12 protein-coding genes are annotated in these 14,322 nt (G+C 38.8%); all 12 read right to left on the minus strand.

The features are described 5' to 3' along the window. Positions 1 to 6 precede the first annotated feature (6 nt). The 12 genes from rnc to BN53_RS07185 all read right to left on the minus strand — a co-directional run bounded on the left by rnc (position 7) and on the right by BN53_RS07185 (position 14,281). Positions 7 to 690 carry a ribonuclease III gene (rnc, locus tag BN53_RS07130; protein WP_009560276.1) on the minus strand — a complete coding sequence of 228 codons (684 nt, stop codon included), beginning with the start codon at positions 688 to 690 and terminating at the stop codon, positions 7 to 9. A gap of 155 nt (positions 691 to 845) precedes the next feature. Further along, positions 846 to 2,618: an oligopeptide ABC transporter substrate-binding protein gene (locus tag BN53_RS07135; protein WP_009560277.1), complete on the minus strand. Its 1,773-nt coding sequence runs from the start codon at positions 2,616 to 2,618 to the stop codon at positions 846 to 848. A 217-nt stretch (positions 2,619 to 2,835) separates the two neighbouring features. After that, entirely contained in the window at positions 2,836 to 4,599 is a 1,764-nt protein-coding gene (locus BN53_RS07140; RefSeq protein ID WP_009560278.1) for an oligopeptide ABC transporter substrate-binding protein, read from the minus strand. 279 nt (positions 4,600 to 4,878) lie between these two features. Next, positions 4,879 to 5,802, minus strand: a complete 924-nt coding sequence (locus tag BN53_RS07145) for an ABC transporter permease (protein WP_009560279.1) — start codon at positions 5,800 to 5,802, stop codon at positions 4,879 to 4,881. A 14-nt stretch (positions 5,803 to 5,816) separates the two neighbouring features. Next, complete coding sequence (gene opp4B, locus BN53_RS07150; RefSeq protein WP_009560280.1) at positions 5,817 to 6,776, minus strand: oligopeptide ABC transporter permease; 960 nt, start codon at positions 6,774 to 6,776, stop codon at positions 5,817 to 5,819. A gap of 2 nt (positions 6,777 to 6,778) precedes the next feature. After that, the gene (locus BN53_RS07155) at positions 6,779 to 7,765 is read right to left on the minus strand and encodes an ATP-binding cassette domain-containing protein (RefSeq protein WP_009560281.1); all 987 of its coding nucleotides are present in this window, start codon (positions 7,763 to 7,765) and stop codon (positions 6,779 to 6,781) included. 14 nt (positions 7,766 to 7,779) lie between these two features. Further along, the gene (locus BN53_RS07160) at positions 7,780 to 8,796 is read right to left on the minus strand and encodes an ABC transporter ATP-binding protein (protein ID WP_009560282.1); all 1,017 of its coding nucleotides are present in this window, start codon (positions 8,794 to 8,796) and stop codon (positions 7,780 to 7,782) included. Between the two features lie 125 nt (positions 8,797 to 8,921). Further along, positions 8,922 to 9,164: an acyl carrier protein gene (acpP, locus tag BN53_RS07165; RefSeq protein ID WP_009560283.1), complete on the minus strand. Its 243-nt coding sequence runs from the start codon at positions 9,162 to 9,164 to the stop codon at positions 8,922 to 8,924. A gap of 1 nt (position 9,165) precedes the next feature. Further along, positions 9,166 to 10,179, minus strand: coding sequence for a phosphate acyltransferase PlsX (gene plsX, locus BN53_RS07170; RefSeq protein WP_009560284.1), 1,014 nt, complete (start codon positions 10,177 to 10,179; stop codon positions 9,166 to 9,168). Positions 10,180 to 10,200: 21 nt separating this feature from the next. Beyond that, complete coding sequence (gene recG, locus BN53_RS07175; RefSeq protein ID WP_009560285.1) at positions 10,201 to 12,240, minus strand: ATP-dependent DNA helicase RecG; 2,040 nt, start codon at positions 12,238 to 12,240, stop codon at positions 10,201 to 10,203. After that, complete coding sequence (locus BN53_RS07180) at positions 12,240 to 13,898, minus strand: DAK2 domain-containing protein (RefSeq protein WP_009560286.1); 1,659 nt, start codon at positions 13,896 to 13,898, stop codon at positions 12,240 to 12,242. The genes recG and BN53_RS07180 overlap by 1 nt, the downstream gene beginning before the upstream one ends. Positions 13,899 to 13,918: 20 nt before the next feature. Then, complete coding sequence (locus BN53_RS07185; protein ID WP_009560287.1) at positions 13,919 to 14,281, minus strand: Asp23/Gls24 family envelope stress response protein; 363 nt, start codon at positions 14,279 to 14,281, stop codon at positions 13,919 to 13,921. Between the last annotated feature and the right edge of the window lie 41 nt (positions 14,282 to 14,322).

The following is a 14,322-nucleotide window of genomic DNA, read 5'->3' on the forward strand; positions in this document are numbered from 1 at the left end:
TCGCTCCTACTCTAATTCAGCTAAAGCCGCCTTGGCTGCTTGTTGTTCAGCTGATTTCTTATTATGACCTTCACCATGAGATTGCAACTTGCCATTTACCTTCAATTCAACTACAAAGTGTGATGGCAATTGTGACTCGCTGATCGTGTTGTATTCAATCTCAACTGGTCCATTTTGTTGTAAAAATTCCTGCAAATCAGTCTTGTAATCACGTGAATCATCGAATTCGCCTCGATCAATCAATGGATAGACTGTCAAGTGAAGGAATTTTTGCACAGCAGGTAAACCTTGATCAAGGAAAAGTGCGCCATTAAACGCTTCAAAAACATCTTCAAGTAATGTTTTTCGGTTACGTGATCCTGCTTTTTCTTCACCCTTACCAAGATTTATCTGATCTTGAAAGCCACATTCAATCGCAAATTCTGAAAAGCCTTCAGTTCTAACAATGTTAGAACGCATTCTAGTCAATTCGCCTTCATTCAATTTTGGATAATGGCGATAAAGGTAGTCAGAAATTGCCAATTCCAAAACAGCATCGCCCAAGAATTCTAGCTTTTCATAGTCTCTAGAACCTTCTGGATGTTCATTTGCATAAGAAGAATGTGTAAAAGCTTCTTCTAAAAGTTCGATTTTATGAAATTTAATTCCATATTTTTCATCTAATTGCTCAATAAATTCTTTGTTTACCATTTTTCCAACCTTTCATTCAATCCTTAATTATACAGGGTTTTTAAAATATAAAAAAGATTATCTAATCGAAATTAATTCATAAATTTAGTAGCAAAAAAACGCCCTTCAAATAGAGGGACGTTTCTTGTAAAAAAACAAATTATCAATTTGCCAGATTATTTAACTAAAGCTACATCGTACCAGTTTGGATAACCATTACCCATTGATTTTGATGGCTTGAGTGAGTAACCAGTAAGCTTCTTGTTTACAGCAACGATCTTGTAGCTGTTTGAAACTGGAACTACGTAAGCTTCATCATTCATGTACTTTTGCCACTTGTGGAAGGCCTTTACACGGTATGAGTTATTAAATGCCTTAGCTGAGTCGATTTCATCCAATAGCTTTTGGTTTTCAGCAGTTGCAAAACGGCTGTAGTTGAATGGTGAAGTCTTGCCATAAAGGTCGGCTGGTGATGGTTCACTTGACAATGACCATGCTGCCAAGAACATGTCTACTGACGGGTCGTCATTCTTAACCTTGTCGTAGAATGAGTTGAATTCGATCAAACGACCACCAGTCAACTTAACATTCAAACCTAACTTCTTCCATTGTTGGATGTAGTTTTGAATGATTGGTTCTTGATTAGAGTTGCCTGACATAGCTGCCAAGTAAATAGTCAAAGGCTTGCCGTTTGGTTGTACACGGTATTCACCCTTCTTCTTGTAGCCAGCCTTGTCAAGAATTTCGTTACCCTTCTTAAGGTTGTAAGTGTAACCCTTGATGCTGCTGTCGTGGTATTCACCAAATGATGATGGAATTAAAGTAGGAACTCTAAATGAAAGTCCAAAGCTGTAACGCTTACCAACTTGTTCTACGTTCATGCCATAAGCAATGGCTTGACGAAGAGCCTTGTTGTTCATCTTGGAGTTCTTGTCCATGACATTTTCGCCCTTCTTAGAATCCCACTTACCTACCTTAAAGCCAAGGTATGAGTATGCCAAAGGAATTTGAGCGATAAAGTTAACATCTTTGGTGTTCTTAACGTTTTGCCATTGTGACTTAATAACTTCAGTAACGTCAAACTTTCCAGACTTGATTGATTGAGCAACAGAGTTTGGTGAAATAACTGTAGCAACAATCTTGCTAATCTTTGGCTTACCCTTGTAGTAGTATTCGTTTGGTACCCAGGTAACTGATTGACCACGAACGATCTTGTCAAGCTTGTAAGCACCAAAGTAAAGAGGCTTCTTACGGATCTTGTCGCTTGCCATCAAGTCCTTAAATGCAACATCCTTCAAGTAGTGATAAGGAGCTGCAGTTTCCCAAATGTAGCCACTTCCGGAAGTGTTCATTCCTGGTGCCATGTGCTTAAAGTGCAATACTACTACGCGACCATTTTCACCATCTGGCATTTCAATACCGGAAATAGTCTTTGACTTGCCATCATGGTATTCTGCTAAACCTTCAAGCTCAGCTAAACTTGAAGAATAGCGTTGTGAGCCACTATCCTTGTTAGCAATGATTTCATAGGCATATTCATAGTCTTTAGCAGTTACTTGCTTGCCATCTGACCACTTAACACCCTTCTTGATAGTAATGGTAGCAGTCTTTGCCTTTTGATCGATCTTGATAGTTGCTGCACCCTTGTCAGTAAACTTGTAGTGATCGTCAGTTGCAAATAAACTTTCTGAACCGTATTGTGAAACTTCGCTATCGATAGCTGAAGTTGACAATTCGTCGTTGAAGATGCCGGTAAATGGAGTATCTGTTTCAACTGCAACCTTTACTGTACCGCCATCTTTAGTAGCTTTAACTGGAACAGTGTCACTGAACTTTGAAGCAGTTTTGGTTTCGTCAACTGATTGATTATTTGACTTACCACAAGCTACTAAAGTTAAAGCAGCACCTGATAAAAGAGTGATGCCTGCAAAAATTTTGGCTTTTTTCATTAAAAAATCCTCCAATAACTGGAGCAAGTTGATAAAAAAGATCTTATCATTATTGCAGAAAAATTACAAGTCCTGTTATTTTATTATTATTTATAACAAAAAAGCGAAACCAGAATAAGTCCTGATTTCGCATGTTAGTTAAGTAAGAATTATTAGTTAGTAAATTGTGTTAGTTAAAGGATTAGATATATTGTTATGATTTTTAGGTTATGTGTGACTACTTAGCAAATCCAACCTTGTACCATAATTGGTTAGAATCACTTGGCTTAGTTGAGTAGCCAGTAAGCTTGCTGTTAACAGCACTGATTTCGTAGCTGTTAGTCATTGGAATTACGTAAGCTTGATCGTTCATGTACTTTTGCCATTCCTTGAAAGTCTTAACACGGAATGAGTTGTCAAAAGACTTATCTGAATCGATATCGTTGAGCAACTTAGTGTTTTCTGCAGTTACAAAACGTTCAAAGTTAAATGGAGCTTCTTTTGAGTAAAGGTCGGCTGGTGATGGTTCACTTGACAATGACCAAGCAGCCATGAACATGTCGATACCCTTAGCATCGTTTTGAACCTTGTCGTAGAATGAGTTAAATTCTGACAAACGGCCACCAGTCAATTTAACGTTCAAACCAATCTTCTTCCATTGTTGGATGTAGTTCTGAACAATTGCTTCTTGGTTAACTCTTCCTGACATTGCTGCCAAGTAGATAGTCAAAGGCTTGCCATTTGGTTGTACACGGTAAGTACCCTTCTTCTTGTATCCAGCCTTGTCAAGCAATTCGTTAGCTTTCTTAAGGTTGTATGGGAATCCCTTTAGATCGCTGTTGTAGTACTTGGTAAATTGCTTAGGAATCAAAGTGTTAACTCTGAATGTCAAACCTTGAGTGTAGTGTTCTTGAACTTGGTCGATGTTCATTGCGTAACCAATAGCTTGACGAAGAGCCTTGTTACCCATCTTGGAGTTTGGATCCATGACGTTTTCGCCCTTCTTAGAATCCCATTTACCTACCTTAAAGCCAAGGTATGAATATGAAAGTGGAACTCTAGCAACGAAGTTAACATTCTTGGTGTTCTTAACTTGCTTCCATTGTGCGTTAACAACTTCGGCAATGTCGAACTTGTGACTCTTAATAGCTTGAGTTGCTGAGTTAGGTGAAACTACAGAAATAGTAATCTTGTCAAGGTTTGGTTGACCTCTCCAGTAGTACTTGTTAGGAGTCCAAGTAGCTGATTGACCACGAACAAGTTTAGATAACTTGTATGGTCCAAAGAAAATAGGATTCTTACGTACCTTATCAGATGATTGTAATTTGCTAAATGGAACATCCTTTAAGTAGTGGTATGGGTCAGCATATTCAAGGAAGTAGCCGTTACCTGATTGAGTCATACCTGGTGTCACTTTCTTGAAGTGGATTACCAAAGTTCTACCATTTTCGCCATCTGGCATTTCAAGACCTGAAATAGTCTTTGCCTTGCCGCTGTGGTACTCTGCAATACCTTCAATGTTAGCTAAAGCACCAGTATATCTTTGTGAGCCTGAATCCTTGTTTGCAACAACTTCATAAGGATATTCTAAGTCTTTGGCAACAACTTGCTTACCATCTGACCACTTAACGCCCTTCTTAACAGTGATAGTAACAGTCTTTGCCTTACGGTCGAGCTTAAAAGTAGCAGCACCATCATTAGTAATTGTGTATGAGTCAGTTACCGCAAACAAGCTTTCATCACCAAATTGGCTAACGCTTGAGTCAATTGCTGAAGTTGACAAACCATCTTCAAAAATACCAGTAAATGGAGTATCAGTTTCAAGGGCTACGTTAATTGAGCCACCCTTCTTAACTGCCTTTACAGGAGTCTTTGCTGGGAACTTTTCTGCTTCTTTTGAGCCAGAATTATCCTTAGTATTACTCTTATTGCCACAAGCTACTAATGCTAAAGCTGCACCAGTCAATACACCAACGGATGCTAAAATCTTCTTTGTTTTCATAATTGTACTTACCCCAATTCTAAAAGTTTTGTTTTTTTGTTCTTTGGAATCAAGTTGATGATTTAATATTAACACATTTATGAAAGAATGCAACAGTTTTATTAAATAATTTTTAGCTTTGTATTTTTCATAAATTGGACAACTTTGCTATTTATGATAAATAAAGTCAGTCTTATGAGACTTTATCTTTATTTATATTATTGAATGACTAAACAAAATAGGCAAAAAAATAAGCTGGAAACTAGTTCCAACTTATTTTTTATTTGTTAACTTCTAAAGTTAGTTTTCACGTTGTCTTGCGTCACCGGCACGTTGCAAGGCACGACCAACGTAGTTAACGCTCAATGAAATTATCAAAAGCAAGATAGTTGCAGGTAACCATAACCATGGACGGTTAATAACGTTAACTGGGTCATTGGCAAAGGCAATCAAGCTTCCTAGTGATGGAGTTGTTGGTGGCAACCCGTAGCCCAAGAATGACAAGGAAGTTTCAACACCGATATTACCAGCAATACTCAAAACAACGTCGATGATAATCATTGAGGTAATATTTGGCAGTACTTCACGGAACATAATCTTCAAGTCAGATGAACCAGAAGTCTTAGATGCCAAAACGTAGTCACGTTCTCTTTGTGAAAGAACAAATGAACGGAAGTATCTGGCAGTTACAGTCCAACCAAACATCGCAATCAACCATACTAAAGTTACCGCATTGTAGTGAGAAAGCACAGTAGTCAAAACAATGATAATTGGGAATCTTGGCAAGATTTGAATAAAGTCAACTATTCTCATAATAATTGAGTCAATCAAACCACCGTAGTAACCAGCTACCAATCCAACTACCAACCCTACTAATTCAGTAATCACAGTAACTGAGATACCGATCAGGATAGAGTTACGTCCACCCATGATCAACATGTTAAGGATATCACGTCCACCATCATCAGTACCAAACAGGTGTCCATTTTGACCCCAACCATAGTAGGACTCAACAATGTTAATTTCAGAAACGCTACTCTTGCTTAAGAATAGTGAGCCTCCGAAAGTGAAAATTAAAATTAAAACAATGAGGATAAAGGCAGCAAGCGCAACCTTATCTTTCACAATCTCTCGTACAATAACTTTGAAACCCGAAGGTGGAAGAGAGACTTTAGTTTGATCATCTTTTACAGCATCATTTTGCTTCTTAGTTTTCTTAGCCATTTTCTCTCCTCCTCCTATTGAATTCTAATACGTGGGTCAATGATACTCATGATAATATCTGAAAGCAAGTTACCAACAAGTGTCAAAATACCAAAGATAAGAATTAAAGCTGTCAAAGTAGTGTAGTCACGTTGTCCAATTGAATCCATAAACAACTTACCCATTCCTGGATAACTGAAGACAGTTTCAATAATCATTGAACCACCAAGCAAACCAGTAATAGTGTTACCTAAGAAGGCAGCAATAGGAAGCAATGAGTTTCTCAAAATGTGCTTATTAAACACAACGTTTTCTGGAACACCCTTACTTCTAGCAGTTCTTACGTAGTCTTCAACCTTGTTGTCAACAATACCTGTTCTCAAGTATTGAACAGTACCTGTAGTTGTGATCAAAGCGTAAAGAATTGCTGGCAAGATCATGTGATACAAACGACTGCCTAGCACTCCCCAGAAACCAGAAGCACTTGCAGAAACTGAACCTGAGATTGGGAACCAACCTAAAGTAAATCCGAATAACCACAAACCTAAGATGTAGAATACGAAACCTGGAATAGCAAAAGTAATGTAGTTAAATACTTGAACTGCAGTATCTTGCCATTCATCTTGGTGACGACCAGCAGTAATACCCAAAGGAATTGCGATTGCGTAAGTGATAATAGTAGTTAAGAGTGACAACCAGAAAGTGTTCACAGCACGGTCCCAGATCAATGATGAAACTGAAACGTGTTGAATATAACTAGTACCTAAATCACCATGGAATAGATTTCCAACCCATCTACCATATTGAATGTACCAAGGATCATACAATCCAGCAGCACGCTTTAAGGCTTCAATTTGCTTAGGGTCAGTGTTTGGGTTGATAGCACCAGTAAATGGGTCACCAGGCATCATCTTAGCTAAGAGGAAGACCAACATACTCAAAATGATCAACTGAGGGATCATGATTAACAAACGACGTAAAACGGTTTTCCACATACTTAATCACTCTCCTTTTCATTTTGTTCTTCTTGAATAGCTGCTCGAATTCCGCCTTCTGGAAGCGCAACAAGGTGGTTTGGCGTAACTTCTTGAAGTGGGAATACGCGACCATCTGCATCATACCATTTGCTTTGGTTTTCCAAAAATTCGTGTTCTACTCGTTCACGTTCTGCCTTATGAGCTTCACGGTTTGCTACATCAACTTGCGGAATAGCTGAAAGCAATCTCTTAGTATAAATGTGCATTGGATGCTTGTAGATCTCATCACGGCTACCAAGTTCAACCAAACGTCCGCGGTGCATAATTGCAAGGTTTTCTGACATGTGCTTAACCACACCAAGGTCGTGGGAAATGAACAAGTAAGCAATATTGTATTGTTGTTGAATATGCTTCATAAAGTTCAAAACCTGAGCTTGAACAGATAAGTCTAAAGCTGAAGTTGGTTCATCGGCAATGATCAACTTAGGATTAGTAGCAACGGCTCTAGCAACACCAATTCTTTGTCTTTGTCCACCTGAGAATTCATGTGGATACTTGTAAATTGCGTCGCTTGGCATACCTACGATATCCAAAAGTTCTTGTACGCGATCTCTTTCTTGATCAGTAGTCAAGTTTTCGAAGTTTCTAATAGGTTCAGCAATGATGTCTTCGATTCTCTTTCTTGGATTCATACTTGACATTGAATCCTGGAAAATCATCTGAACATCTTTGTTGTAGTTAAGCTTCTTTCTGTTAGAAGCCTTAGTAATGTCAACGCCCTTGTACATAATTTGACCGCCAGTAACCTTTTCGATCCCAACGATTGCCTTACCAGTAGTTGACTTACCTGAACCTGATTCACCAATCAAACCATATGTTTCGCCTTCATTAATTGAGAAGTTTACTCCATCTACGGCACGAACGTAGTCAGTGATTCTATTCCAAAAACCTGATCTGATTGGATAATAAACTTTTAAATCTTTGATTTGAATTATTTCTTTACCCATAAACTTCTCCCCGCTTATGCTTCAGTTTCAGCATTTTGATCTTCAAAACGGAAACTCTTCCAGCAAGTACATCTTACAAAATGTCCTGGTTCAACTTCGTGAATTTGTGGATTCTCTTCGTGAGCACTAGCTGGAATCCAAGGAATTCTAGCAGCAAAACGGTCACCAGTTCTTGGCATGTTCTTAAGTGATGGAACTGTACCTTGAATAACGTGCAAGTCCTCATCTTCATCCTCGTTTTGTGGCATAGAATTTAATAGTGATCTAGTGTACGGATGTAATGGATTTTCGAAAATAGTCTTAACATCAGCACGTTCAACAATTTGGCCTGCGTACATAACTGCAACTTCATCAGCAGTTTCAGCTACAACGCCCAAATCGTGAGTGATCAAAATAATACCTGAGTGGGATTGTCTTTGAATATCTTCAAGCAAGTCCAAAATTTGAGCTTGAATAGTAACATCCAAAGCAGTAGTTGGTTCATCGGCAATGATAATTTCAGGCTTACATGCAATCGCCATCGCGATAACTACACGCTGACGCAAACCACCAGACAATTCGTGTGGGTAGTTCATGTACATTTCTTCAGGTCTTGGCATACCAACCTGGTTGAACAATTCAATAACTCTTGCATGACGTGCCTTTTCATCCATATCAGTATGGTAATAAAGAGTTTCAGCAACTTGATCACCAACACGCATCAATGGATTTAAACTGGCTAGCGGATCCTGAAAGATCATTCCAATCTTATCGCCACGAACCTTATTGAACAAGGCTTCATTCAAGCCTACCAAATTCAATTCATTGTATAAGATATCGCCAGTAACTTTGGTATTTTTGTGGTCATACAAACCAATGATACTTGATGCAATTGTACTTTTACCTGAACCAGATTCACCTACAATGGCTAAAATCTTGTCACGCTTTAAAGTCAAACTAACATCATCGGCGGCATCATAAAAATCCCCTTGCAAACGATATGCCGTATGCAAGTGTTGGATATCTAATAAGAGATCACTTTGCTTCTCCAAGGGTCATTCCTCCATCTCATTGTACCGTCCAATAATTAAAGTGCGGTTAATTTCCTTAATTTAATTTCTAATTATAAACACAAAATCGTTCTCTTGCAAATAGAGAACGACCTTTTTTTGAAAAATTATCCTTGATGTGCCTTGATATAAGCCACTGCATCACCAACAGTTTTTATTTTTTCAGCGTCCTCGTCTGAAATTTCTGCACCAAATTCATCTTCCAATTGAAGAATAAACTCTACCAAATCAATTGAGTCTGCTTCGAGATCTTCTGCAAATTTGGTTGAAAGAGAAATGTTGTTGCTATCAATATCAAAATTATCAGAAATTAATGAACTGATTTTATTAAAAATTTCGTCTTCTGTCATTTTATTTCCCCTCTTCTTGCTTGCTAAATTCGTGCTTGAAGCCTTCGATTAAGTCTTCTGCTAGAATCTTGTCAATTTGTTTCAAAGTGTAGTAAACAGGTCGAATATCTGATCGGCCATGTGTTTTGACAACTGGGGCATTGAGTCCAAGTAAAACGGCTCCGCCGTGGCGAGCAGTATCATACTTCTTTCTCAAATCGCCAAGTGCCCCCTTTATCATTAAAGCACCAACTTTGGTCTTAAGTCCATTATTAAGTAAGCTGTCCTTTAATGAATGCAATAACACGCTAGACATCCCTTCAACGCTCTTTAGGGCAATATTCCCACTGAAGCCATCAGTTACGACAACATCTGCCTTGCCTGTCATCAATTCATTACCTTCAATATTCCCGATAAAATTCAAATCGCTATCAGCTAAAAGTTGGTAAGTTGCTTGGTGCAAATCGTCCCCCTTGTCGCTTTCAGCTCCATTGTTGAGCAAGGCGACCTTAGGATTATTTACTCCGCGCACTTTTTCGGCATAGTAAGCAGCCATTTTGGCCCATTGAATGAGGTATTCTGGCTTACTCTTGGCATTTGCACCAACATCGATGATATTGAAGCCATTTTCAGAATTGCTTGCTGGTAGAGTTGGCATCAAGCCTGGGCGATTTATTCCCTTTATTCTACCAATAATAAAAATTCCACTAGCAAGCAATGCCCCAGTATTTCCAAGTGAAAATAGGGCATCCGCTTTACCTTCTTTAACATATCGAGCAGCTACAACCATTGAAGAATCTTTCTTGCTACGGATGGCCTTAACTGGTTCATCTTCATCAGAAATGATTTCGCTAGTTGCGACTATTTCTAATTTTTCGCCCAATTTATCTGCAGGAATTAATTCTTCAAGCTTAGCTTGATCTCCAAATAAGATCATTTTAGTGTCTGGCAATTCAGGTTGAACCTTTAAAACAGCGTCAACGATTGCCTTAGGAGCATTTTCTCCCCCCATTGCATCAATTGCAATTGTCTTCATAAATAATCATCACAATCTTTTCTATAAACGATTTTGTTCTAACTTCTTATAATCCAAAATTTCTTGCAGAACTTGGTGTTCAGGTTCTTGCAAATCCGGATCAATTTCAACAATGTCTTTAGCCACTTTTTGAGCTACTACCATTGTATTGTAATCATTGACTACATTTCCAACTTTAAACTCTGGCAAGCCCGATTGCGCACGACCAAATAAATCCCCTTCTCCGCGCATCTTCAAGTCCTCTTCAGCTAATTTAAAGCCGTCCGTAGTCTCAGAAATTATTCTCATTCTAGCTTTGCCTGAATCAGTTTTAGGGTCAGCAATGAAATAGCAATAACTCTGCGTTTGGCCACGACCAATCCGCCCTCGCAGCTGATGCAACTGGCTTAAGCCAAAGTGATCCGCATTGTAAATAATCATAATGTTGGCATTAGGAACATCCACCCCAACTTCGATCACACTGGTGGTTACCAAAATATTGACCTTTCCCGCAGCAAAATCAGCCATAATCTCATCTTTTTGAGCTCCGGGCATTTGTCCATGAAGCAAAACCACACTTTGATCTGGAAAGTCTGCTTTCAAGTTTTCATACAAGACTTCTGCATTCTTTAGATCCAAGACTTCTGATTCAGAAATCAATGGCGTAACTGCATAAACCTGAAAACCTTCTTGCAATTGCTCTTTAACCTTTTGGTAGACCTCATCTAATTGACTACTGGTTCGCCAGTTAGAAATTATCGGTTTACGACCTGATGGCAGGTGTTTAATTTCAGATACTGCCATTTCGCCATAAACGGTCAAAGCAAGAGTTCGCGGAATTGGCGTTGCTGTCATCGCCAAGATATCTGGACAAGGGCCTTTATTAATTAAACTTTGCCTTTGAGCAACGCCAAAACGGTGTTGCTCATCAATAATTACCAAGCCCAAATTCTTAAAAATGACATTAGGTTGAATCAAAGCATGAGTTCCAATTACAACATTAATCGTTCCGTCTAATAATTCGCGATAAATCTCTCGTCGCTCCAGCGTTTTAGTGTTTCCTGTCAATAAGGCTACCCTAACGCCAAGAGGCCGCAGAAGCTCTTCGATTTTATCAAAATGCTGCGTAGCTAGAATTTCGGTTGGAACCATCAAAGCGGCCTGATAGCCAGCCGTAATGGCCGCAAAAATCGCATAAACAGCTACAATGGTTTTTCCTGAACCTACATCCCCTTGTAATAGCCGCCTCATTTGCCTACCTGAGTGCATATCAGCGTAAATTTCATTGATTACTTGCTTTTGATCATCAGATAATTCAAACGGCAGAGAATTAGTTAATTCTTTTATCTCATTAAGATCGTACTTCTTAGGAATACCATTGATATTTTCTTTGATCTGGTGACCTAATTCTGCCAGTTGCAATTGAAAAATGAAAAACTCACGAAAAATTGCACTTCTTTTGGCAAGTTGCGCTTCAATTCCGTTTTTAGGATGATGCATGCGCAAAACCAAATCTTTTTCATTCATCAAGCGATACTTGCTTCTGATAGATTTAGGCACTAGATCAACAATTTGATCGGCAAATTCTTCTAAAGCCAGATCAATTAAGCCAACTAACTTTTTTTGCTTAATGTGACGATTAACCGAATAAATCGGCGCCATACCCGATTCATTTTCTTTTTTGGCAATTAACTTGAAAGCCGATAAACTCTGCCGAGAGAGCTCATATTTTCCATAGACAGCTATTTCTTGGCCAACTTCTAGTTGAGATTTTACCCATGGCTGATTAAAAAAATTGACCATGACAATATCATGGTCAATTTTCAACTTAAAGCTTAAGCGGCTTTTTTTATAGCCAAATCGACTAAGATATGGTTCAGTGGCAATTATTCCCTTTAATAGGACTTTTTGACCATCCATAAGTTGGTCAAATGGCAAAGTCTGCAATTCATCATACCTAAATGGAAAATAGTAAAGCAAATCATAGATGCTGTATATTCCCAGGCTTCCTAAATCAGCTGCAGTCTTTGTCCCTACGCCCTTTAAATCAGTCACAGGTTTGAATAATGCACTGCTTGTCATTATTCTACCGAAACTAAGAAATTGTAAACCGGTTGACCACCATCATGAATTTCAAATTCAAGATCTTCAAATTCTTCTTCAAGCTTAGCTTGAATTTCTTCTGCTTGAGCTTCGTTAGAATCGCGGCCATACATAATAGTTACGATTTCTGAATCTTCATCAAGCATCTTCTTGATCATTTCCACGCTGGCATCTACCAAGTCGACATCGGCTACCTTAATCTTACCATCGACAATACCAAGGTAATCATCCTTATGGATTTCTACATCATCAATATTAGTATCGCGGTTAGCTCTAGTTACTTCACCTGAAACAACTGAGCCAAGTTCTTCAGTCATTGCTTCAACATTTTCATCTACTGAAGCTTCTGGGTCAAAGGCGAGCATTGCAGTCAAGCCTTGAGAAATTGTCTTGGTTGGTACAATTCCTACTGGGATATCACTAACTTCTGCAGCTTGACGAGCAGCCATAACAATGTTGCCGTTGTTTGGAAGCAGGATGGCTTGCTTAGCACCGGATTTCTTAATTGCATCAACAATATCCGCAGTTGATGGGTTCATTGTTTGACCACCAGAGATAATGCGGTTTACGCCTTCGCTTTCGAATAACTTTCTAATACCGTTTCCTGAGCAAACAGCAATAACTGCAAATTCAACTGCTTCTTGCTTTTCTTCATCATCGTTGACGATGGTTTCGTGTTGGATTCTCATATTGTCAATCTTGATCTTTCCAAGTTGACCGAATTGGCTTCCGTATTGGAAGACATCGCCTGGGTGTTCAGTGTGAACGTGAACCTTAGCAACTTCGCCATCAGAAACAGCCAATAAGGAATCACCTAATTTTGAAAGGTGCTTTCTGAATTCTTCAAGATCAAATGGCTTTTTATCTGGAAGATCAGCCTGCAAGTCGACCATGATTTCAGTACAGTAACCATTAACGATGTCCTTGGTAGAAAGTTGAGAGATAGTACCCTTGTGGTGTTCTGCCTTCAGCATTTCATCCATTTCTTCTGAGCTAGGTTGATATTTGTCGGCAAAGTTTTCGCCTAATAAACCTTCTAAGAAGCCTTCATAGATGAAGAGCAAGCCTTGACCACCTGAGTCAACAACTCCAACTTGCTTCAAAACTGGCAATAAATCTGGCGTAGTCTTAAGAGCTTTTCTAGCACCTTCAACAATCGCCTTCATAACTTCTTCAATATCGTCAGTTTCATTAACCTTGTTGGCACCTTCTAAAGCTGCTACTCTAGCAACAGTCAAAATTGTACCTTCAACTGGCTTCATAACCGCCTTATAAGCTGTGACAACACCATTTGAGAATGCATCAGATAATTCTTGAGCATTCAAGGTCTTCATACCTTGAGTTGCTTTATAGAAACCTCTAAATAGCTGAGAAGTAATAACCCCACTATTTCCACGTGCTCCCATCAACATTCCCTTAGCAAGGCTTTCGGTCAAATCGCCAACATTTTGACTATTGTTTTCGGCAACTGCCTTAGCACCAGATTCGATAGTCAAATTCATGTTTGTTCCAGTATCGCCATCTGGCACTGGGAAGACATTCAATGAATTGACAAACTCTGCATTCTTGCTCATACGGTGAGTAGCTACACGCACCATATCTCTGAATTGTTTACTACTTATTTCCTTTAAAACCAATCTTATAACCTCCGCTTGTGTTATTCGTCAAGTACCTTAACGCTCTGAACGATGACATTAACGGCCTTGGTATCTATTCCAAGCTGATTCTTCAAATTGTACTTAACACTACCTTGAACGTTACGGCTTACTTCTGAAATCTTTAAGCCGTAACCAACAATGATATAAACATCAACCGTAATTTCATTATTTTCTGACTTGACAACAACACCGCGTTTGTAATTTGCTCGATTAAGTATTCCATCAAAACCATCGCGAATAGCATTTTTTGATGCCATACCAACAACGCCGTAATTAGACGTAGCTGCACTACCAACAACAGTTGCAATTACTCCGTTTGAAATATCAATCAAACCATCTTTTGTTTTGATTTTAACAGCCATGTTTTTCCTCCGTCTTTATTGTCTTTACATATGAATCAATT

This window comes from Lactobacillus pasteurii DSM 23907 = CRBIP 24.76 (assembly GCF_000297025.1).
Lineage (GTDB): Bacteria > Bacillota > Bacilli > Lactobacillales > Lactobacillaceae > Lactobacillus > Lactobacillus pasteurii.

Bases quoted from the DNA above. Each gene is read 5' to 3' on its own strand.
- rnc (WP_009560276.1), bottom strand. From the start codon at position 690: ATGGTAAACAAAGAATTTATTGAGCAATTAGATGAAAAATATGGAATT.
- BN53_RS07140 (WP_009560278.1), bottom strand. From the start codon at position 4,599: ATGAAAACAAAGAAGATTTTAGCATCCGTTGGTGTATTGACTGGTGCA.
- BN53_RS07155 (WP_009560281.1), bottom strand. From the start codon at position 7,765: ATGGGTAAAGAAATAATTCAAATCAAAGATTTAAAAGTTTATTATCCA.
- opp4B (WP_009560280.1), bottom strand. From the start codon at position 6,776: ATGTGGAAAACCGTTTTACGTCGTTTGTTAATCATGATCCCTCAGTTG.
- BN53_RS07185 (WP_009560287.1), bottom strand. From the start codon at position 14,281: ATGGCTGTTAAAATCAAAACAAAAGATGGTTTGATTGATATTTCAAAC.
- acpP (WP_009560283.1), bottom strand. From the start codon at position 9,164: ATGACAGAAGACGAAATTTTTAATAAAATCAGTTCATTAATTTCTGAT.
- recG (WP_009560285.1), bottom strand. From the start codon at position 12,240: ATGACAAGCAGTGCATTATTCAAACCTGTGACTGATTTAAAGGGCGTA.
- BN53_RS07145 (WP_009560279.1), bottom strand. From the start codon at position 5,802: ATGGCTAAGAAAACTAAGAAGCAAAATGATGCTGTAAAAGATGATCAA.
- plsX (WP_009560284.1), bottom strand. From the start codon at position 10,179: ATGAAGACAATTGCAATTGATGCAATGGGGGGAGAAAATGCTCCTAAG.
- BN53_RS07135 (WP_009560277.1), bottom strand. From the start codon at position 2,618: ATGAAAAAAGCCAAAATTTTTGCAGGCATCACTCTTTTATCAGGTGCT.